The following is a 21,339-nucleotide window of genomic DNA, read 5'->3' on the forward strand; positions in this document are numbered from 1 at the left end:
ATAGAAGAGTTACTTAATTTGAGGCTGTAAGAGCCCTAATTATAAATAAGTCTATTTATTAGACACAGTAGCACTTACCTCCTATTTTACATATTTAGGAGGTAACGTGTTGCCTATTAAAAAAGAGATAAATACACAATGTAGAGAGGGTTTAGTGAAATGAAGTTGCATACACTTTTATCATGTTTGCATGATTTTCCAGTTGTTCCAAAAGAAAATCCAGAAATCACATCTATAGAAGCTGATTCACGTAAAGTGAAAGAGGGAAGCTTATTTGTATGTATGAAAGGATATACGGTTGATAGCCATGATTTTGCTAAGCAAGCAGCGGCACAAGGAGCGGCTGCTATTGTTGCGGAAAGACCAATTGATGTTGACGTTCCAGTTGTACTTGTGAAAAATACTTTTCGTTCGTTAGCGGTTTTAGCTGATTATTTTTATGGTCAACCAACACACAAGTTACATTTAATCGGAATTACAGGTACAAATGGAAAGACAACAACATCGCATATTATGGATGAGATTATGCGCGCACATGGTCATAAAACGGGGCTAATTGGAACGATTAATATGAAAATCGGTGATGAAACATTTGAGGTGAAAAATACAACACCAGATGCACTAACACTTCAACAGACGTTTTCAAAAATGGTTGAGCACGGTGTAGATAGTACAGTAATGGAAGTTTCGTCACATGCTTTAGATCTTGGTCGTGTACACGGATGTGATTACGATGTAGCAGTGTTTACAAATTTAACACAAGATCATTTAGACTATCATAAAACGATGGAAGAATATAAACATGCAAAAGGATTGCTATTTGCACAACTTGGCAATAGTTATAACCATGATCGTGAAAAGTACGCGGTACTGAATAATGATGATGCTGTAACTGCGGAATATATGAGAAGTACTGCGGCAACTGTTGTAACATATGGAATTGATACAACAAGTGATATTATGGCCAAAGATATCGTTATGACGAGCGGTGGAACTACATTTACGCTTGTAACACCGTATGAAAGTGTAAATGTCACGATGAAATTGATTGGGAAATTTAATGTATATAACGTACTAGCAGCAACAGCGGCAGGACTTGTTTCTGGTGTAAGTTTAGAAACGGTTATTGATGTAATAAAGCAACTAGCTGGAGTTCCAGGACGTTTTGAAGTAGTTGATGGTGGACAAAATTATACAGTTATTGTTGATTATGCACATACACCAGATAGCTTAGAGAATGTATTAAAAACAGCAAAACAGTTTGCAAAAGGCGATGTATATTGTATCGTCGGTTGTGGCGGAGATAGAGATCGAACAAAGAGACCAATCATGGCAAGTGTTGCAACAAAATATGCAACTCATGCAATTTATACTTCTGATAATCCAAGAAGTGAAGAGCCAGGGGCTATTTTAGATGATATGGTGCAGGGTGCAAATGGGAATAATTATGAAGTAATTATTGATAGAAAAGAAGCGATATACCATGCAATTGCTAACGCGAAAGCTGAAGATATTATCATTATTGCTGGTAAGGGTCATGAAACGTATCAAATTATTGGCAAAGACGTTCATCATTTTGACGATCGTGAAGTCGCCAAAGAAGCAATTACAGAGCGTTTAAACAACGAAGAGTAACAACGTGAGAGGAGGACTACATGTGCTTGAGCAAGGTTTATTAGTAACGGCTGGGGTAGCATTCTTAATTTCTGTTGCCCTTTCGCCATTGTTTATTCCATTTTTAAGGAAATTAAAGTTCGGACAGAGTATTCGTGATGAGGGACCAAAGTCACATCAAAAAAAATCAGGGACACCGACAATGGGTGGTATTGTCATATATGTATCTATGATGGTAACTTCACTTATTATGGCGATTAAGTTTAATCATTTAGGTGCAGAGGTTTCGTTATTATTATTAGTGACATTTGGCTACGGATTAATTGGATTTTTAGATGACTACATAAAGGTAGTTAAGAAGAGAAATCTTGGTTTAACATCAAAACAAAAATTAGTAGGTCAGCTTGTTATTGCTATTGCGTTCTTTTTAATTGGAAAAGGGCAAGCGTTCCACACATACATCATGATTCCGGGAACAGATGTTAAGTTTGAACTAGGTTGGGCGTATTTTGTACTTGTATTATTTATGCTTATTGGTGGATCAAATGCAGTTAACTTAACTGACGGTTTAGATGGTTTATTATCAGGAACAGCTGCTATTGCATTTGGAGCGTTTAGTATTATTGCAGTAGCACAAGAGCAATTTGGAGTAGCGATATTCTGTATGGCAGTTGTAGGAGCTGTACTTGGATTTTTAGTATTCAATGCAAATCCAGCGAAAGTGTTTATGGGAGATACAGGTTCCTTAGCTTTAGGTGGAGCCATTGCAGCTGTAGCGATTTTATTAAAACAAGAATTGCTACTTGTAATCATTGGTGGAGTATTCGTAATGGAAACTTTATCTGTTATTATTCAGGTCATTTCTTTTAAAACAACAGGAAAACGTGTCTTTAAAATGAGTCCATTACACCATCATTATGAATTATGTGGTTGGTCAGAGTGGCGTGTTGTTGTGACATTTTGGTCTGTAGGATTTTTATTAGCTGTGTTAGGAATTTATATCGGGGTGTGGATGTAATTGAAAACTGTAACTGAATTTCAAAATAAAAATATTCTTGTATTAGGCATTGCAAAAAGTGGTTATGCAGCAGCTACGCTGTTACAAAAATTAGGGGCAAATGTTATTGTAAATGACGGAAAGCCTTTAGCGGATAATGTACTTGCTGCAGAATTACAAGCAAAAGGAATGGACGTTGTATGCGGTGGTCATCCTTTAGAATTGTTAGAGAGAAATATTTCTCTTGTTGTAAAAAATCCAGGAATCCCGTATTCTAATCCATTATTAGTTGCTGCGAAAGAAAAGCAAATTCCAATTGTTACGGAAGTTGAATTAGCATATCGTATTTCAGAAGCGCCATTTGTTGGGATTACAGGGTCTAACGGTAAAACGACGACGACAATGCTTGCATTTGAAATGCTAAAAGAAGGACAAAAGCATCCTGTAATTGCAGGAAACATAGGAACTGTAGCGTGTGAAGTAGCACAGGATGCAAAAGAAAATGAAGTTGTAGTTACAGAACTTTCATCGTTCCAACTGATGGGAGTAGAATTGTTCCAGCCTAAAATTGCTGCGTTTTTAAATTTATTTGAGGCCCACTTAGATTATCACGGGACGAAGAAGGAATATGGTTTAGCAAAAGCAAATATTTTTAAAAACCAAACAGAAAATGATTATAGTGTAATAAATGCAGATGATGCAGATGTGATGGCTTTATCTGCTTATAGTAAAGGGCAAAAAGTACTATTCTCGACAACGAAAGAAATTGAAGATGGTGCATGTATAAAAGAGAATGCTCTTTGTTTTAAAGGTGAAAAAGTTGTTGAAGTAGGCGATATCGTTTTACCTGGTCAACATAATTTAGAAAATATTTTAGCAGCAATGAGTATCGCAAAATTATTAGGTGTTTCTAATGAAGCGATTACAGCGGTGTTAAAACGTTTTACAGGTGTAAAACATCGTTTAGAATATGTAACAACTATTAACAATCGTAAGGTTTATAATGACTCAAAAGCAACGAATATGTTAGCGACTGAGAAAGCTTTATCTGCGTTTACACAACCGATTGTGTTATTAGCAGGCGGGCTTGATCGTGGAAATGAATTCGATGATTTAATTCCGTATTTCAAAAATGTAAAAGCAATTGTGACATTTGGACAAACAGCTCCAAAATTAGTAAGAGCTGCAGAAAAAGCGGGATTAGATACAATTGAAAGTGTCGATACTTTAGATGAAGCTGTAGTGAAAGCTTATGCTCATTCTACAGATGGCGATGTAATTCTTCTTTCTCCAGCATGTGCAAGCTGGGATCAATTTAAAACATTTGAAGAAAGAGGAGACATTTTTATACAAGCTGTGCATAAACTTATATAAAGTAAATCAAAACATCAGTAGGCTAACACCTACTGATGTTTTGTTACATAGGGCAAAAGTTTCTGCCTAAAGAGGTGGTGTTTATGGGTAATGAAGAAAACGCCTGATTTTATTCTCATCATCGTTACACTTGCGTTGTTAACAATCGGAATGGTTATGGTGTATAGTGCGAGTGCGGTTTGGGCCTCTTATAAAATGGGGGACTCATTCTTTTTTGCAAAAAGGCAATTGCTATTTGCAAGTATTGGTGTAGTGGCTATGTTTTTAATTATGAAAATTGATTATTGGGTGTGGCGTACGTATTCAAAAGTAATTTTGCTAGTTTGCTTCATTCTTCTTATTCTTGTTCTTATTCCTGGGGTAGGGCTTGTTCGAGGAGGAGCGCGAAGTTGGATTGGAATCGGGGCATTTTCCATTCAACCATCAGAATTTATGAAGTTTGCGATGATTATTTTCTTAGCAAAATTTTTAGCGGAACGACAAAAATTAATTACCTCTTTTAAACGTGGTTTACTACCAGCTCTTAGTTTTGTATTTCTTGCTTTTGGGATGATTATGTTACAGCCAGATCTTGGCACAGGAACGGTAATGGTTGGGACATGTATCATTATGATATTTATCTCGGGGGCAAGGGTCTTTCACTTTGCAATGTTTGGTTTGCTTGGTGTAGCAGGATTTGTAGGGCTGATTGCATCAGCACCGTATCGAATGAAACGTATTACATCATATTTAGATCCGTGGTCAGATCCGCTTGGAAGTGGATTTCAAATTATTCAATCGTTACTCGCAATTGGACCAGGTGGATTATTCGGGCTCGGACTTGGACAAAGTAGACAAAAGTTTCTTTATTTACCTGAACCACAAACAGACTTTATATTTGCAATCTTATCTGAGGAATTAGGTTTTATTGGTGGTTCATTTGTGTTATTATTATTTAGTCTGTTATTATGGCGTGGGATTCGTATAGCTTTAGGAGCGCCTGATTTATATGGTACGTTTTTAGCAGTAGGTATTGTGGCGATGATTGCGATTCAAGTAATGATTAATGTTGGTGTTGTAACAGGATTGATGCCTGTTACGGGTATTACTTTACCGTTTTTAAGTTATGGTGGATCAAGTTTGACATTAATGTTAATGGCAGTAGGTGTATTATTAAATATAAGTCGCCATTCTCGCTACTAAACCCTGTTTTATAAGACAGGGTTTTTCGTATGTGCGCGAAGAAACATGATGTATATAGAAATAAATACGACTGAAATAAGAAAAGAGAAGCGGAGGAATTAGTAGTGCGTGTATTAGTAAGTGGTGGGGGTACTGGAGGTCATATTTATCCGGCTCTTGCTTTAATAAGGGAAATAAAAAAATTAAATCCGGAAGCAAGGTTTTTATATATTGGTACGGAGAGCGGATTAGAGAGCACAATTGTTCCAAAAGCAGGTATACCGTTTCAATCTATTGTTATAAGTGGATTTAAGCGTAAAATATCGTTAGATAACGTGAAAACGGTGATGCGTTTCCTAAAGGGTGTACAAGATAGTAAACGATATATTCGTCGTTTTAATCCGGATATTGTGATTGGAACGGGTGGATATGTATGTGGCCCAGTTGTATATGCTGCAGCAAAATTAGGTATTCCAACCATTGTACATGAACAAAATAGTGTACCTGGTGTAACGAATAAATTTTTAAGCCGCTATGTTGATAAAGTTGCGGTTTGTTTTGAAGCGGCTGCAGAACATTTTCCACAGTCAAAAGTGGTTATGACAGGAAATCCACGAGCATCAGAAGTAATGGATCAGAATGGAATGAAAGGAAAACGTTCAGTAGGTTTATCTCTTCCTAAAAAATCCGTACTTATTTTTGGTGGAAGTCGTGGAGCTAGACCGATTAACGATGCTTTCGTAGAGGCAATTGAACAGTTTGGAAATAAAAGTTACGAAATATTGTATGTAACAGGTGAAGTTCATTATGACAAAGTGATGGAAGCAGTGACGCAAAAAGGGAATCCGAATAATGTTATTATTAAACCTTTCATTCATAATATGCCAGAGGTACTTACAGGTGTAGATCTTGTTGTTTCAAGAGCGGGGGCAACAACACTTGCAGAATTAACCGCGTTAGGTAAGCCAAGTGTGTTAATTCCGAGTCCTTACGTAACAAATAACCATCAGGAAAAGAATGCACGCTCTGTTGTCGATAAAGGAGCAGCAAAAATGTTGCTTGAAAAAGATTTAACAGCAGAAACGCTTATTCGTGATATTGATGAGATTTTATTAGATGAACAAACATTACAAAATATGAAGCTGGCTGCGGGGCAATTAGGTATTCCAGATGCAGCAAATAAGCTGTATGAAGTAATGAATAAGCTTGTAAAAAAATAACGTTAGGTGAACGCCCTGCATACTACTGTAATAAGGATACTTAGTATGGGGGAGATTGTTTATGGAGCAATTAGTAAATGAGCTTATAGAAGCAAATGTTGGTCGCGTGTTAGTGAATGAAGCGTTAGCGCGTTATACCACTATGAAAATAGGTGGACCAGCTGATATTTTAATTGTGCCAAAGCATGTTGCCGGTATTGAAAAAACGTTGCAGTTAGTAAAAAAATATAAAACAAAGTGGACTGTAATTGGTCGCGGTTCGAACCTTCTTGTATCTGACCTAGGTATAGAAGGTGTCGTTATTCGTTTAGGAGAAGGATTAGACCACTTAGAAGTCGAAAAACATAGAGTAAGAGTTGGTGGCGGGTATCCCCTTATTAAATTATCAACTTTACTTAGTCGTCAAGGGTTATCCGGCCTGGAATTTGCCAGTGGTATTCCAGGAAGTGTTGGTGGTGCAGTGTATATGAATGCAGGAGCACATAAATCGGATATATCAAACATATTATCAAAAGCTCTTATTTTGTTTGAAAATGGAACAATTGATTGGTTAACGCATGAAGAAATGGAGTTTTCCTATCGTACTTCTGTATTGCAAACGAAACATCCTGGTATTGTTTTGGAAGCTGAGTTTCAATTGCAGGTAGGAGAGCGTGAGGGAATCGTAAGCGTCATGCAAAAGAATAAAGATTACCGCCGTGAAACACAGCCGTGGAATCATCCTTGTGCAGGAAGTATATTTCGGAATCCAATTCCATACTTTGCAGGAAACTTAATAGAAAAGGCGGGGCTTCGTGGTTATCAAATAGGCGGAGCTCAAATTTCTGAAATGCATGGGAATTTTATTATTAATACTGGGGGAGCCAGTTCGCAAGATGTCTTATCGTTAATTGCATTAATAAAACAAACAATCAAGGATAAATTTGGCGTAGAAATGCATACAGAAGTAGAAATCATTGGAAGATAACGGTTATTCGTTCCGCTCATTATCATTTATGTTATAATAAGAAGATAAGAACGGCATGAGGAACATGCCGTTCTTTATGTTACGTAGGGGGATCGTACATGAAAAATAGTAAAGTGATTAAACTACAGGATCGTGTACCAAAGTTAAAAAATCAACAGAAAAAAAACAAGAAAAATGTTAATCATCGGTTGATTTTATACATATCAATTTTATTTTTATTAGTGCTCTTTTTAATTTACTTTCGGTCTCCGCTAAGCAATATCAAAAAGATAAGTGTGTTTGGAAATCATTATATGACAGATGAACAAGTGATGAAGGAATCAGGTGTGACGTATGATACAAGTTATTTCCGAGTGACAGCACATAAAGCAGAAGAAAACCTAACGAAACGAAAAGAAATTAAAGCGGTAAATGTAAAAAAACGTTTTCCAAATAAAATTGATGTTCATATTGAAGAATATTTAACGATTGGTTATATAAACAAAGATGGGAAATTACAACCGTTATTAGAGAACGGGAAAACACTTGAGGTACTTCCGAACGGAAAACTTCCTGTTGCAGCGCCAATTTTCGAACCTTTTAAAGAGGAGAAAATGAAGGAGTTAATTGCCGAGCTTGAAAAATTAACACCAACTATTTTAAGATCTATTTCTGAAATTCGTTATTCACCGACGAATGCGAATGAAGATCACCTTACTTTATATATGAACGAAGGGTACGAAGTGAGCACTACAATTCAAAATTTCGCAAAGCGTATGGAAGCTTATCCGCTTATCTTAAAAACAATTGAGCCGGGTAAAAAGGTATTAATTGATTTAGAAGTAGGGGCATATACGAAAGAATTAGGAGCGGAAGAAAAAAAAGAATAGAAAGATAGTTTTCACTACGTTATTGTAGAAAAAACAAAACGAATGTTCTACTTGGTGCATCTGAATTTACAAGAATGGTTCATTTGATGAAAAAGATGTAAAAATTCTTAGATTCATACTAGGATTGGTACAAGTTTCACTTTTCTATGAGTACATCTTAGTGTAGACTTATACTTGGCGGTAATCTTTACACTTGAAATAGAATTATTTCAAGATAAGCAGTTATTCACAGTTTACTGCGATATTCTTAAATGAATGTTAAATAAAAATAAGAAAAATATAGGGTTAAAAAAGGGAAACGTATAAAGACGTTGAATATTTTTCTTATAAATAGTAAAGTTGCGATTGTTGTTCCATATATTGAGTTGTATGGTATAAATAAAGAAGGAGGTGCCAAAGAATGAACAGCAATGAAATATATGTTAGTCTTGACATCGGTACATCCAATGTTAAAGTCATCATTGGTGAAATGGTTAATGACAGCTTAAACATTATTGGTGTTGGAAATGTAAAATCAAATGGTTTAAAGAAGGGATCGATAGTTGATATAGACGAGACTGTTCGATCAATTAAAAAAGCAATTGAACAAGCTGAGCGCATGGTGGGAATCCACATTGAGCAAGTTGTAGTAGGTGTCAATGCAAACCAGGTACAGCTACTTCCTTGTCACGGAGTAGTCGCTGTTTCAAATGAAGATCGTGAAATCGGGAATGAAGATGTCTTACGCGTTCTAGATGCAGCACAAGTTGTGTCAATTGCTCCAGAACGTGAGTTTATTGATGTGGTACCTCGACAGTTCATCGTAGACGGTCTTGACGAGATTAACGATCCACGCGGGATGATCGGTGTAAGATTAGAAATGGAAGGTACACTTATAACAGGCTCGAGAACTTTACTACATAACCTACTTCGTTGTGTAGAAAAAGCAGGTCTTGAAATAGTTGATATTTGTCTTCAACCTTTAGCGGCTGCAACAGTTGCGATATCTTCAGATGAAAAACATAGAGGAGTAGCCCTTGTTGATATGGGGGGAGGATCTACAACTTTATCTATTTTTAAAGATGGAGAGTTACAAGCGACAAGCGTATTACCGTTAGGCGGAGACCATATAACGAAGGATATTGCGATTGGGTTGAAAACTTCAACAGACAATGCAGATCAAATTAAGTTGAAATATGGACATGCTTTTTATGATACAGCATCTGAAGAAGAGATGTTTACGGTTCCTATTATGGGAAGCGACCAAACAGAACAATATTCTCAGTTGGAATTATCGGATATAATAGAGGCTCGTGTAGAGGAAATTTTAATGTTTGTTCAAGATGAAGTGCGTAAGTTAGGAGTAAAGCAAGTAGCTTCTGGTTATGTACTAACTGGTGGAATTGCTTCTATGCCGGGTGTTCTTGATCTTGCATATGATATTTTACATGAAAATGTTCGTATAGCGACTCCTGATTATATTGGTGTGCGTGAGCCCCAATATACAAGTGGAGTAGGATTAATTAAACATTCTTATCAAAAAGCTAAATTACGTGGGAAAAATGTGCAGGAAAAGCAAGAACATTTTGAACCAGTACCAGCACCAGCACCAACGCCGGTACAACAGCAACCTGCGAAACAAAAAACTCGTAATCAAAACAATAATAATCAAAATGATGACCGTATGATGTCAAAAGTAAAACGTGTATTCCGTTATTTATGGGATTAAAATTGGACACGAAAAATGAGGTTCTAGGGGGATTTCGACATGTTAGAGTTTGATACTACTCAAGATCAATTAGCGAATATAAAAGTTATCGGTGTCGGCGGTGGCGGAAACAATGCTGTAAACCGTATGATTGAACACGGTGTACAAGGTGTAGACTTTATCGCTGTGAATACTGATGCACAAGCATTAAATCTATCAAAAGCTGAAACAAAAATGCAAATTGGTGGAAAATTAACACGTGGACTTGGTGCAGGTGCAAACCCTGAAGTAGGGAAAAAAGCTGCAGAAGAAAGTAAAGAACAGATCCAAGAAGCACTTCGTGGTGCAGATATGGTCTTCGTAACTGCTGGTATGGGCGGCGGAACTGGAACTGGTGCAGCTCCAGTTGTTGCTCAAGTTGCAAAAGAATTAGGTGCATTAACAGTTGGTGTTGTAACACGTCCATTTACATTTGAAGGACGCAAGCGTGCAACACAAGCAGCATCTGGTATTGCGGCATTTAAAGAAAATGTAGATACACTTATTGTAATTCCAAATGATCGCTTATTAGAGATTGTTGATAAAAATACGCCGATGTTAGAAGCATTCCGTGAAGCGGATAACGTATTACGTCAAGGTGTTCAAGGTATTTCTGATTTAATTGCAACACCAGGTTTAATTAACTTAGACTTCGCAGACGTAAAAACAATTATGTCTAATAGAGGTTCTGCTTTAATGGGTATTGGTTCTGGTAATGGAGAAAATCGTGCTGCTGAAGCTGCGAAAAAAGCGATTTCTAGTCCATTATTAGAAACTTCTATTGATGGAGCTCAAGGTGTTATCATGAACATTACGGGTGGAGCTAACTTAAGCTTATATGAAGTACAAGAAGCGGCAGACATTGTAGCTTCAGCTTCAGATCCAGAAGTAAATATGATCTTCGGTTCTGTTATTAATGAAGGATTAAAAGATGATATCGTTGTAACTGTAATTGCAACTGGTTTTGATGATAGTGCTTCGACGCAGCCACCAAAACCAATTATCCGTCCGACTGCGAATCACACGCAACAACAGCAACAGCAAGTAGCTCAACCTTCCAAACAACGTGAAGTTAAGCGTGAAATGAAACGTGAAGAGCCGGTTGTGCATGAGCGTCATACAGATTCAGATGACATCGATATTCCAGCATTCTTACGTAACCGTCGTAGACGATAAAAGAAAAGGAGCTTTCATGCTCCTTTTTTGTTTTATACAGGGAAAAGATCTGCTAAGCAGGTCTTTTTTTATTTTATATATTTCGATTTATATGTAAGTAAAAAGTATAGTATTCTATGAAACATATACTTTTATTTTTTACCGACAGATTTTGTCTAGAAAGCACAAAATAACAAAAAAACACCTCCGCAAATTGACACACTTTCCTATTGGATATGCATTATACTAGTCTCAACTTAAAAAAAGAGGTGAATTGTTTGGTTGTTTACGCCGACGTTGTTTGGTTGTTAAACGCCTGCATTGATTTTCTTTTACTTTTATTAACAGCAACCGTGTTAAAAAAGAAGATCAAAAGATGGAGGCTTGTGTTAGGGGCATTTATAGGTTCAACCATTGTTATTTTTGCCTTTACTCCTTTTGCTTCTATGATGACACATCCAATTATGAAACTACTGTACTCGTTACTTATTGTGTATACAGCATTTGGGTTTACAACGTTTAGAAACTATACACAAACTGTTTTTACTTTTTACTTTGTAACCTTTATGGTTGGCGGAGGGTTAATTGGAACTCATTTCTTTTTGCAAACGAATGAAATGGTAAATGGATTGGTTCAATCTCAATCAATTTCTTACGGTGATCCAATTAGCTGGTTGTTTGTTGTTTTTGGTTTTCCAGTAATTTATTATTTTTCTAAAAAGCGTATTGAAAGCGTAGAGGTTACAAAAATACACTATGATCAAATTGTGAAATTGAAAATTCAATTAGCTGAAGAGGAACTAGAACTCGCAGGTTTAATTGATAGTGGGAACCAACTTTACGACCCGTTAACAAAAACACCCGTTATGATTATGCATATTTCATCATTAGAACATTGTTTGCCAGCTTGGTTAACAGAACAAATTTATTCCAAAACAGAGATTCCTAAAATACCAGAAAATGATTCAGGGTGGGCGACAAAATTACGCTTAATTCCTTTCAGAGCAGTAGGAGTAGAGAATCAATTTTTATGGGCAATTAAGCCAGACAGTGTGCAAATTTATCATGAAGGTAGTTCTATTGTAGTCAGCAAAGTATTGATTGGATTAAATACACAACAGTTGTCAACCAATGGAGAGTATCAATGTATTGTGCATCCGAAAATGTTGATTTCGCAAAAAATGGTAATTGCTTAATAATGGGAGGCGGGATAATATGATGAAATTAAAATTTTATTTAGTATACCTTTGGTATAAAGTATTGCTGAAATTAGGAATTAAGACCGATGAAATTTATTACATTGGTGGAAGTGAAGCGTTGCCACCACCGTTAACGAAAGAAGAAGAGGAAGTTCTTTTGAATAAATTGCCAAAAGGAGATCAGGCAGCAAGATCGTTACTGATTGAGCGAAACTTACGGTTAGTTGTATATATAGCAAGAAAGTTTGAAAATACAGGGATAAATATTGAAGATTTAATTAGTATAGGAACAATCGGCCTTATTAAAGCAGTGAATACATTTAATCCGGAAAAGAAAATAAAATTAGCAACATATGCCTCACGTTGTATAGAAAATGAAATTTTAATGCATTTGCGCCGGAATAATAAAAATCGTTCAGAAGTTTCTTTTGACGAACCACTTAACATCGATTGGGATGGGAATGAACTTTTGCTATCAGATGTATTAGGTACAGATGATGATATTATTACAAAAGATTTAGAAGCTACTGTAGATCGTCATCTTCTAATGAAAGCATTGCATCAATTAAATGATCGTGAAAAACAAATTATGGAACTTCGGTTTGGGCTTGCTGGAGAAGAGGAAAAGACACAAAAAGATGTGGCGGATATGCTTGGGATTTCACAGTCATACATTTCGCGTTTAGAAAAAAGAATCATAAAAAGATTACGAAAAGAATTTAATAAAATGGTGTAAAGAAGAAGACCAGCCGTTATCTAGGCTGGTCTTCTTCTCTTACGTTGTATGAGAAAAGACGACGAAAATGAAAATTGAAGAGAAAACCGCATGCATAAAATCCCCTTCAAAGGAAATACTTTACACTGTACAGCAACTCCCGATAGGAGGGAACACTTTGACGAGAAACAAAGTAGAAATTTGCGGTGTTGATACAGCTAAACTTCCCGTACTAAAAAATGATGAAATGCGTAAATTATTTCGTGAAATGCAAAGTGGAGAGATAAGCGCAAGAGAGAAATTAGTGAATGGAAACTTACGTCTTGTACTGAGCGTCATCCAGAGATTTAATAACAGAGGAGAATATGTTGACGATTTATTTCAAGTTGGTTGCATCGGACTTATGAAATCCATTGATAACTTTGATTTAGGTCAAAATGTAAAATTTTCAACGTATGCTGTGCCGATGATTATTGGGGAAATACGCAGATATTTGCGTGATAACAATCCGATTCGCGTATCACGATCATTACGAGATATTGCGTATAAAGCGTTACAAGTAAGAGAGAAATTGATTGCAGAAAATTCAAAAGAACCAACGGCAATGGATATTGCAAAAGTGCTTGAAGTGACTCATGAAGAAATTGTTTTTGCTTTAGATGCGATTCAAGATCCAGTTTCATTATTTGAACCGATTTATAACGATGGGGGAGATCCTATTTTTGTTATGGATCAGTTAAGTGATGAGAAACAAAAGGACGAGCAGTGGGTTGAAGAGTTAGCACTGAAAGAAGGGATGAAGCGTTTAAATGATCGTGAGAAAATGATTATTCGAAAACGTTTCTTTCAAGGAAAAACACAAATGGAAGTTGCAGAAGAAATTGGGATTTCTCAAGCACAAGTGTCACGTTTAGAGAAATCAGCTATTAAACAAATGAATAAGACGATTCAAGGATAAGGTTTCACCATTTATGGTGAAGCCTTTTTATATGTAATATAGTTTGTCTTCGCTCATAGTAGGGCAGCTGTGTTCATATAATGAAAATAATATGGGATTAGTAGAGGGTGCTTCCTGGTAATTTGAGAAAAAGTGTTTTTTCAATTCGTCATATATAAGGGAGAGGATGAAAGTGATAAGAATCTCAGAGTTGCAGATGAAAGATATAATAAATGTTTCAGATGGAAAAAGGCTTGGGAATATTGGAGATATTGAAATTGATATGAACACAGGGAAGATCGAGTCTATTATTATTTCCAAACAGGCACGTATGTTAGGGATTTTTGGGAAGGATGTAGAAATTGTAATTCCTTGGGAGGAAATTATGAAAATTGGGGAAGATGTCATACTTGTTAGAGTAAATCCTGTTAATTCTGTAACAGAATCAATACAAACACCGACAATTTCATAAAGAATATTACAAATTCCTCTTTTTTTTCTGTTGGCATTATGAAAAAATAAAAGTATGGTAAAATAGACAGGAAGTACCATGCTTTTTTATGTTATTTTAATTAAAAGGAGTCACTTTATGAGACAACCATTTAAATATGTGGACGGTATACTGTATTTACAAGCGTGGAAAGAACTTGGAAACATTACAGCTGGATTTACGACAAAAGATGGTGGGGTAAGTACGGGCTCCTTTCATGCGATGAATTTAGGATTACATGTGAATGATATCGTGGAGAACGTTCATGCAAACAGACGCATTTTAGCAAATAAGTTACAAAAACCATTAGAAAACTGGATTTGCTCTGAACAAGTGCATGATCATCGTGTTGAAAAAGTAGGACAACAGGAAAAAGGAAGTGGCGTCTATTCATATGAAGACGGCATTTCAAAAACAGATGGCATTTATACGACTAATAATGATGTTCTTCTAACATCATGTTACGCGGATTGTGTTCCACTCTATTTTTATGCACCATCACATGGTATGATAGGACTTGCGCATGCTGGATGGAAAGGGACTGTAAAAGAGATCGCAAAGGAAATGATTCAAAAATGGAATGCAGAAGGGATTTCAAGTGATGAAATTCATGTTGCAATTGGGCCATCAATTGGATCTTGTTGTTACGTTGTTGATGACCGAGTGTTAACAGCAGCAGAGCAAGTAGTAAACGGTCCTGTCCCTTATAAAAAAATTTCTGACGGGCAGTACGCAATTAATTTAAAAGAAATTAATCGTATATTATGTGTACAAGCAGGCATAAAAGAAGAGAATATTGTAATGTCATCTCTTTGTACAAGCTGTGAAGAACAACTATTTTTCTCTCATCGTCGTGATCAAGGTAAGACAGGGAGAATGTTGAGTTTCATAGGTTTTAAGGAGGAAGAAAGCAAGTGACAGTACAAAAAAATTTAACAACTGTAAACGAAGCAATTAAACAATCTTGCGTACGAGCGGGACGTTCGTTGCAAGATATTAAACTCATTGCGGTTACAAAAACGGTAGGAATTGAAAAAACAAACGAAGTAGTTGAAGCTGGAATTAGCGATTTAGGTGAAAATAGAAATGAAGGTTTCTTACAGAAGTACGAACATTTCGGCTCAAAAGTGAATTGGCATTTTATTGGATCATTACAAACGAGAAAAGTAAAAGAAATCATTAATGAAATTGATTATTTACATTCGTTAGATCGTCTTTCGCTTGCAAAAGAAATTCAAAAACGTGCTGATAAGAAAGTGAAATGTTTTATTCAAGTGAAAACATCATCTGAAGAATCAAAGCAAGGATTGGCAATAGAAGAAACCGTTTCTTTTATTCAAAGTTTGCAAGAATTGGATAACATTGAAGTGGTTGGACTAATGACAATGGCTCCGTTTACAGAAGAAGAGGACGAAATCAGACGTTGTTTTAAGGAGTTACGTACGCTACAAACAGAGGTGCAGGAGCTAGAATTATTACATGCGCCATGTAAAGAATTATCAATGGGAATGTCTAATGATTACACGATTGCCATTGAAGAAGGTGCTACATATATTCGTTTGGGGACGATTTTAGTAGGGAAAGCGTAAAAGGAAGGAGAATCTTATTATGAGTTGGTCAAAAGTAAAATACTTCTTTTTTGATACACCGGAAGAAAAAGAAGCAGCTCAATATAGTTATGAAAAGGAGCAAACAGACATGAAGAAACAGCAAGATCCGCCAGAACAACAAGATGTTACGTTTCCAAAAGCGCAACCGAAACAAAATGTTGTGAGCATTGAAACGGCAAAGCAATCTTCAAAAGTTGTTTTATTAGAACCACGCACATATTCGGAAGCACAAGGGATTTCGGACCATTTAAAAGGTAGACGAGCTGTTGTGATTAACTTACAACGAATGTCTACTGATCAAGCTGTACGTATCGTTGACTTTTTAAGTGGTACTGTATACGCTATAGGCGGGGACATTCAAAAAATAGGACCGAAAACATTTATGTGTACGCCTGAAAATGTAGATATTGTTGGTGCAATTTCAGAGTTATTCGGTGAAGAAGAAGACACAAATATAAAGAGGTGGTAATACGCCATGGAAACAGTTTTAAGGCTTTTAGTTTATGCTATCGAGATCTACTCGTGGGCACTTATTATTTACATTCTCCTATCATGGTTCCCTGGTGCAAAGGAATCAACTTTCGGAGATATTCTTGCGCGTATTTGTGAACCATATTTAGAACCATTTCGCAGATTTATTCCGCCGCTTGGTATGATTGATATCTCTCCACTCGTTGCGATTTTCACGTTAAAGCTTGCTACGAATGGTTTAGTAAGTATATTCCGCTATTTCTTATAGTAAGAGGTTAAATACATGAGCATCTATGAACATTTCAGACCCGATGAAGAGGTCTTTGTGGATAAGGTGTTAGAGTGGAAGCGAGCAGGGGAGTACCATCAAGTGAAGTTAACAGACTTCCTTGATCCAAGACAACAACAAATTGTCACTATGGTGATAGGTCAAGGGGATGTTGCTGTACAGTTTGATGGTGCAACGCCTCATGCAGAGCGTAAAAGAGCACTCATTTATCCAGATTATCTAGAAGTGAATGAAGAGGAATTTCAAGTAGAAGTATTGGAAATTGACTATCCTTCCAAGTTTTATACGCTAGAACATAGGCAAATATTAGGTACATTTATGTCTCTTGGTTTAACGAGAGAAAAATGTGGTGATATTTTGCTTCAAGAAGATCGTGCCCAAATTGTAGTTGCGAAAGAAGTTGTATCTTATATTGAGATGAACTTACAATCTATAGGGAAAGTAAAAGTCTCCTTATCACCAGTGCAAGGAGAAAGAATTCTACAGATGCAAGAAACATGGGGAGAGAAATCTGGAACGGTTTCTTCACTTCGTTTAGATGTTATGTTAGCTGAAATGCTACATATATCCAGACAAAAAGTACAACCTTTCATAAAAAATGGTTTAGTAAAAGTGAATTGGAAAACAGTGGAGCAAACTTCTTATGAATGTTATCCAGGAGATGTTTTTTCAGTGAGAGGATATGGACGAAGTAAATTGTTTTCTGTAGAAGGTAGAACAAAGCGCGACAAATGGAGAATTTTGTATGGTATACTAAAATGATTGGTTTTTTAGAAGGAAATCCTCCTATTTTGTCGAAGAAAAGATATAATTGAAAGAGGAAATTTAGATAACTACTTGGAGGTGGCGTTGTGCCGTTAACACCATTAGATATTCATAACAAAGAATTTGGTCGCGGATTCCGTGGCTATGATGAAGATCAAGTAAATGAGTTTCTTGATCAAATTATCAAAGATTATGAATTAGTCATTCGTGAGAAAAAAGCTTTAGAAGAAAAAGTTGCGCAATTAGAAGGGAAGTTAGATCATTTCTCTAATATTGAAGATACGTTAAACAAATCTATCGTCGTTGCACAAGAAGCAGCGGAAGAAGTAAAACGTAATGCGCAAAAAGAAGCAAAATTAATCGTACGTGAAGCTGAAAAGAATGCAGACCGTATTATTAACGAAGCGTTAGTAAAATCAAGAAAAGTTGCTTTTGATATTGAAGAGCTAAAGAAACAAGCGAAAGTATTCCGCACTCGTTTCCGTATGTTACTAGAAACACAGCTTGAAATGTTAAACAACGATGATTGGGATAAACTAATTGAGTTAGAAGACGAAGTAGATGAACTGTTGAAAAAAGAAGAAACAGTGTAAGCTTGACGTTTTTCTCATTATTACATATAATTTTAAACAACATATTTATTAAGAAAAACGAAGATAGGGATAAGTACCTTTTTCATACCTTATATAGCGAACTGAGGATGGTGTAAGCTCAGTATAAGGAGATGATGGGAATATCACCCTGGAGTTCCACGCTGAACAAATAGAGTAAGCGTAGGCGTATATTCGCGTTAAGAATATAAAGAGGATTGTATACATACGTATAGGATCTACTAGGGTGGTACCGCGGGAGACTTTCTCGTCCCTTTTTGGGATGAGAAAGTCTCTTTTTTATTCCGTTTTTTAAGTGTTTCTTTTATACATGTAAGGAGGAATTGAGCATGGAGTACAAAAATACATTACTAATGCCAAAAACAGAGTTCCCAATGCGTGGGAATTTACCAAAACGTGAGCCTGCAATGCAAGAACAGTGGGCTGAAATGAATATTTATGAAAAGGTACAAGAACATACGAAAGGTCGTCCTTTATTTGTACTGCATGATGGACCTCCATATGCGAATGGTGACATTCATATGGGACATGCGTTAAATAAAGTGTTAAAAGACTTTATTGTTCGTTATAAATCAATGACTGGTTACTGTGCACCATATGTACCAGGTTGGGATACACACGGTTTACCAATTGAGCAAGCTTTAACAAATAAAGGTGTAAAGCGTAAAGAAATGACAGTTGCTGAGTTCCGTAAGTTATGTGCAGAGTATGCATATGAACAAGTAGAACGTCAACGTGAACAATTTAAGCGTTTAGGTGTACGTGCTGATTGGGATAACCCATATATTACTTTAGAGCCAGCTTATGAAGCGCAACAAATTAAAGTGTTTGGTGATATGGCGAAAAAAGGTTATATCTATAAAGGGCAAAAACCAGTTTACTGGTCTCCAACGAGTGAATCAGCTTTAGCAGAAGCTGAGATTGAATACCAAGATAAAAAATCAGCATCTATTTACGTAGCATTCCCTGTAAAAGACGGAAAGAACGTATTAGAAGGTGATGAGAAATTCATTATCTGGACAACAACACCTTGGACGCTGCCTGCAAACTTAGGTATTTCTGTTCACCCAGAACTTGAATACGCTATTGTAAAAGTAAATGATGAAAAATATATTATTGCTTCTGAACTATTTGAGACAGTTGCAAAAACGTTAGAGTGGGAAAATGCTGAAGTTGTGAAAACGGTAAAAGGTAGCGAACTTGAGTATACAGTTGCAAAACATCCATTCTACGATCGTGATTCATTAGTTATGCTAGGAGATCACGTAACAACAGATGCAGGTACAGGTTGTGTTCATACAGCACCAGGACACGGGGAAGATGACTTCGTTGTTGGTAAAAAGTATGGATTAGAAGTACTTTGCCCAGTTGATGATAAAGGTGTATTAACAAATGAAGCACCTGGATTTGAAGGCTTATTCTATGATAAAGCTAACAAGCCAATTACAGAAAAATTAGAAGAAGTAGGCGCGTTACTGAAACTAACATTCATTACGCATTCATACCCACATGATTGGAGAACGAAAAAACCAATTATTTTCCGTGCGACAGCACAGTGGTTTGCATCTATTGAAGCGTTCCGTAAAGAATTATTAGAAGCTGTTGCGGAAACAAAATGGGTACCAGCATGGGGAGAAACTCGTCTTCATAACATGGTTCGTGACCGTGGTGACTGGTGTATTTCTCGTCAGCGTGCATGGGGTGTGCCAATTCCTGTATTCTATGCTGAGAATGGTGATCCAATTATTACAGATGAAACAATTAACCATGTAGCAGATTTATTCCGTGAACACGGTTCTAACGTATGGTTCGAGCGTGAAGCGAAAGATCTATTACCAGAAGGATTTACACATACAGGTAGCCCAAATGGTGAATTCCGTAAAGAAACAGACATCATGGATGTATGGTTCGACTCAGGTTCTTCTCACCAAGCGGTATTAGAAGAGCGCGATGACTTACAACGTCCAGCAGATTTATATTTAGAAGGATCTGACCAATATCGTGGTTGGTTTAACTCTTCATTATCAACAGCAGTTGCTGTAACAGGTAAAGCACCATATAAAGGCGTACTAAGCCATGGTTTCGTATTAGATGGTGAAGGACGTAAAATGAGTAAATCGATTGGAAACATCGTCGTACCGAAGAAAATTATGGATCAATTAGGCGGAGACATTCTACGCTTATGGGTATCTTCTGTTGACTATCAATCTGACGTACGTATTTCAGATGATATTTTAAAACAAGTAGCAGAAGTGTATCGTAAAATTCGTAACACATTCCGTTTCTTATTAGGGAACTTAGACGACTTTAAGCCAAGTGAAAATACAGTAGCAGTAGCTGAACTTCGTGAAGTAGATCGTTACATGTTAGTGAAATTAAATGACTTAATTACAAAAGTAAAAGAAGCATATGAGACATATGACTTTGCTGCTGTATATCATGCAATTCATAACTTCTGTACAATTGATTTAAGTTCATTCTACTTAGACTTTGCAAAAGACATTTTATACATTGAAGGTGCAAACCATGAAGATCGTCGTGCGATTCAAACTGTATTATATGATGTTCTTGTTGCATTGACGAAACTTGTAACACCAATCTTACCGCATACAGCTGATGAAGTATGGCCATACATTCCAGGTGTAACAGAAGAAAGTGTACAATTAACTAATATGCCAGAAGCTGCAGAAATAGATGGTGCGGAAGCATTAAAAACAAAATGGGATGCATTTATGACGCTGCGTGATGATGTATTAAAAGCGTTAGAAGTAGCTCGTAATGAGAAAGTAATCGGTAAGTCATTAAATGCAAGTATTACGCTATATCCGACTGTAGAAATGAAAGTTATGTTAGAGTCTATTAGCGAAGACTTAAAGCAATTATTCATCGTTTCTGAGTATAAACTTGGTGGCATGATGGAAGAAGCGCCAGCAGATGCGCCGAAGTATGAGCATACAGCGGTTGTTGTTACTCAAGCAACTGGTGAAACATGTGAACGTTGTTGGGTAGTTTCAGAAACAATTGGTAAAGATGCTGAACATGAAACATTATGTGAGCGTTGTGCAACAGTTGTTAAAGAAAACTATGTAAAATAATAACAAACTGACTGTGCGAAAGTGCAGTCAGTTTTTTTGTTGATGATATATTAAAATAACTTTCACGCTCTTTC

General features: G+C 36.4%; 20 protein-coding genes and 1 other annotated feature. All 20 genes read left to right on the top strand.

The window, feature by feature from the left end; all coding sequences use genetic code 11:
* Positions 1–159 precede the first annotated feature (159 nt).
* The 20 genes from murE to ileS2 all read left to right on the top strand — a co-directional run bounded on the left by murE (position 160) and on the right by ileS2 (position 21,265).
* On the top strand, positions 160–1,635 hold the full coding sequence (murE, locus tag KVT31_RS03920) for a UDP-N-acetylmuramoyl-L-alanyl-D-glutamate--2,6-diaminopimelate ligase (protein WP_088097539.1): 1,476 nt from the start codon (positions 160–162) through the stop codon (positions 1,633–1,635).
* A gap of 22 nt (positions 1,636–1,657) precedes the next feature.
* Positions 1,658–2,632 carry a phospho-N-acetylmuramoyl-pentapeptide-transferase gene (gene mraY / locus KVT31_RS03925; RefSeq protein WP_000893058.1) on the top strand — a complete coding sequence of 325 codons (975 nt, stop codon included), beginning with the start codon at positions 1,658–1,660 and terminating at the stop codon, positions 2,630–2,632.
* Positions 2,633–3,985, top strand: coding sequence for a UDP-N-acetylmuramoyl-L-alanine--D-glutamate ligase (murD, locus tag KVT31_RS03930; protein ID WP_088097538.1), 1,353 nt, complete (start codon positions 2,633–2,635; stop codon positions 3,983–3,985).
* A gap of 90 nt (positions 3,986–4,075) precedes the next feature.
* On the top strand, positions 4,076–5,167 hold the full coding sequence (gene spoVE / locus KVT31_RS03935) for a stage V sporulation protein E (RefSeq protein WP_000753516.1): 1,092 nt from the start codon (positions 4,076–4,078) through the stop codon (positions 5,165–5,167).
* Positions 5,168–5,271: 104 nt separating this feature from the next.
* A complete protein-coding gene (gene murG, locus KVT31_RS03940; protein ID WP_088097537.1) occupies positions 5,272–6,366 on the top strand; it encodes an undecaprenyldiphospho-muramoylpentapeptide beta-N-acetylglucosaminyltransferase in 1,095 nt (364 codons plus the stop codon).
* A 61-nt stretch (positions 6,367–6,427) separates the two neighbouring features.
* Positions 6,428–7,333: a UDP-N-acetylmuramate dehydrogenase gene (murB, locus tag KVT31_RS03945; RefSeq protein ID WP_088097536.1), complete on the top strand. Its 906-nt coding sequence runs from the start codon at positions 6,428–6,430 to the stop codon at positions 7,331–7,333.
* A gap of 98 nt (positions 7,334–7,431) precedes the next feature.
* Positions 7,432–8,202, top strand: coding sequence for a cell division protein DivIB (gene divIB / locus KVT31_RS03950; RefSeq protein ID WP_088097535.1), 771 nt, complete (start codon positions 7,432–7,434; stop codon positions 8,200–8,202).
* Between the two features lie 400 nt (positions 8,203–8,602).
* On the top strand, positions 8,603–9,910 hold the full coding sequence (gene ftsA, locus KVT31_RS03955; protein WP_088097534.1) for a cell division protein FtsA: 1,308 nt from the start codon (positions 8,603–8,605) through the stop codon (positions 9,908–9,910).
* A gap of 39 nt (positions 9,911–9,949) precedes the next feature.
* Positions 9,950–11,104 (top strand): cell division protein FtsZ, encoded by a 1,155-nt coding sequence (ftsZ, locus tag KVT31_RS03960; RefSeq protein WP_000888983.1) that lies wholly within the window; start codon positions 9,950–9,952, stop codon positions 11,102–11,104.
* A gap of 257 nt (positions 11,105–11,361) precedes the next feature.
* On the top strand, positions 11,362–12,279 hold the full coding sequence (gene spoIIGA / locus KVT31_RS03965) for a sigma-E processing peptidase SpoIIGA (protein ID WP_140392534.1): 918 nt from the start codon (positions 11,362–11,364) through the stop codon (positions 12,277–12,279).
* A gap of 19 nt (positions 12,280–12,298) precedes the next feature.
* Positions 12,299–13,018, top strand: coding sequence for an RNA polymerase sporulation sigma factor SigE (gene sigE, locus KVT31_RS03970; protein WP_000976947.1), 720 nt, complete (start codon positions 12,299–12,301; stop codon positions 13,016–13,018).
* 157 nt (positions 13,019–13,175) lie between these two features.
* Entirely contained in the window at positions 13,176–13,955 is a 780-nt protein-coding gene (sigG, locus tag KVT31_RS03975; protein WP_000197753.1) for an RNA polymerase sporulation sigma factor SigG, read from the top strand.
* Between the two features lie 166 nt (positions 13,956–14,121).
* Positions 14,122–14,406 carry a YlmC/YmxH family sporulation protein gene (locus KVT31_RS03980; protein ID WP_088097532.1) on the top strand — a complete coding sequence of 95 codons (285 nt, stop codon included), beginning with the start codon at positions 14,122–14,124 and terminating at the stop codon, positions 14,404–14,406.
* 117 nt (positions 14,407–14,523) lie between these two features.
* Positions 14,524–15,342 (top strand): peptidoglycan editing factor PgeF, encoded by an 819-nt coding sequence (pgeF, locus tag KVT31_RS03985; protein ID WP_088097531.1) that lies wholly within the window; start codon positions 14,524–14,526, stop codon positions 15,340–15,342.
* A complete protein-coding gene (locus KVT31_RS03990; protein ID WP_088097530.1) occupies positions 15,339–16,013 on the top strand; it encodes a YggS family pyridoxal phosphate-dependent enzyme in 675 nt (224 codons plus the stop codon). Before pgeF ends, KVT31_RS03990 begins: the two co-directional genes overlap by 4 nt.
* Before the next feature lie 19 nt (positions 16,014–16,032).
* Positions 16,033–16,503: a cell division protein SepF gene (locus KVT31_RS03995; protein WP_064474974.1), complete on the top strand. Its 471-nt coding sequence runs from the start codon at positions 16,033–16,035 to the stop codon at positions 16,501–16,503.
* Positions 16,504–16,509: 6 nt separating this feature from the next.
* A complete protein-coding gene (locus KVT31_RS04000; protein ID WP_088097529.1) occupies positions 16,510–16,773 on the top strand; it encodes a YggT family protein in 264 nt (87 codons plus the stop codon).
* 15 nt (positions 16,774–16,788) lie between these two features.
* Positions 16,789–17,556 (top strand): YlmH family RNA-binding protein, encoded by a 768-nt coding sequence (locus KVT31_RS04005; protein ID WP_088097528.1) that lies wholly within the window; start codon positions 16,789–16,791, stop codon positions 17,554–17,556.
* 89 nt (positions 17,557–17,645) lie between these two features.
* Positions 17,646–18,152, top strand: coding sequence for a septum site-determining protein DivIVA (gene divIVA, locus KVT31_RS04010; RefSeq protein ID WP_001131611.1), 507 nt, complete (start codon positions 17,646–17,648; stop codon positions 18,150–18,152).
* Between the two features lie 51 nt (positions 18,153–18,203).
* Positions 18,204–18,428 (top strand) — a binding site (T-box leader).
* Positions 18,429–18,499: 71 nt separating this feature from the next.
* The gene (gene ileS2 / locus KVT31_RS04015) at positions 18,500–21,265 is read left to right on the top strand and encodes an isoleucine--tRNA ligase (RefSeq protein ID WP_088097527.1); all 2,766 of its coding nucleotides are present in this window, start codon (positions 18,500–18,502) and stop codon (positions 21,263–21,265) included.
* The last annotated feature ends 74 nt before the right edge of the window (positions 21,266–21,339 follow it).

The organism is Bacillus sp. GbtcB14 (assembly GCF_019091205.1).
Lineage (GTDB): Bacteria > Bacillota > Bacilli > Bacillales > Bacillaceae_G > Bacillus_A > Bacillus_A cereus_AG.

What these genes read in the sequence shown, in the direction of transcription:
- murE (WP_088097539.1), top strand. Translation starts at nt 160, where the DNA reads ATGAAGTTGCATACACTTTTATCATGTTTGCATGATTTTCCAGTTGTT.
- spoVE (WP_000753516.1), top strand. Translation starts at nt 4,076, where the DNA reads ATGAAGAAAACGCCTGATTTTATTCTCATCATCGTTACACTTGCGTTG.
- murB (WP_088097536.1), top strand. Translation starts at nt 6,428, where the DNA reads ATGGAGCAATTAGTAAATGAGCTTATAGAAGCAAATGTTGGTCGCGTG.
- divIB (WP_088097535.1), top strand. Translation starts at nt 7,432, where the DNA reads ATGAAAAATAGTAAAGTGATTAAACTACAGGATCGTGTACCAAAGTTA.
- ftsA (WP_088097534.1), top strand. Translation starts at nt 8,603, where the DNA reads ATGAACAGCAATGAAATATATGTTAGTCTTGACATCGGTACATCCAAT.
- ftsZ (WP_000888983.1), top strand. Translation starts at nt 9,950, where the DNA reads ATGTTAGAGTTTGATACTACTCAAGATCAATTAGCGAATATAAAAGTT.
- sigE (WP_000976947.1), top strand. Translation starts at nt 12,299, where the DNA reads ATGATGAAATTAAAATTTTATTTAGTATACCTTTGGTATAAAGTATTG.
- KVT31_RS03980 (WP_088097532.1), top strand. Translation starts at nt 14,122, where the DNA reads ATGAAAGTGATAAGAATCTCAGAGTTGCAGATGAAAGATATAATAAAT.
- pgeF (WP_088097531.1), top strand. Translation starts at nt 14,524, where the DNA reads ATGAGACAACCATTTAAATATGTGGACGGTATACTGTATTTACAAGCG.
- KVT31_RS03995 (WP_064474974.1), top strand. Translation starts at nt 16,033, where the DNA reads ATGAGTTGGTCAAAAGTAAAATACTTCTTTTTTGATACACCGGAAGAA.
- KVT31_RS04000 (WP_088097529.1), top strand. Translation starts at nt 16,510, where the DNA reads ATGGAAACAGTTTTAAGGCTTTTAGTTTATGCTATCGAGATCTACTCG.
- KVT31_RS04005 (WP_088097528.1), top strand. Translation starts at nt 16,789, where the DNA reads ATGAGCATCTATGAACATTTCAGACCCGATGAAGAGGTCTTTGTGGAT.
- ileS2 (WP_088097527.1), top strand. Translation starts at nt 18,500, where the DNA reads ATGGAGTACAAAAATACATTACTAATGCCAAAAACAGAGTTCCCAATG.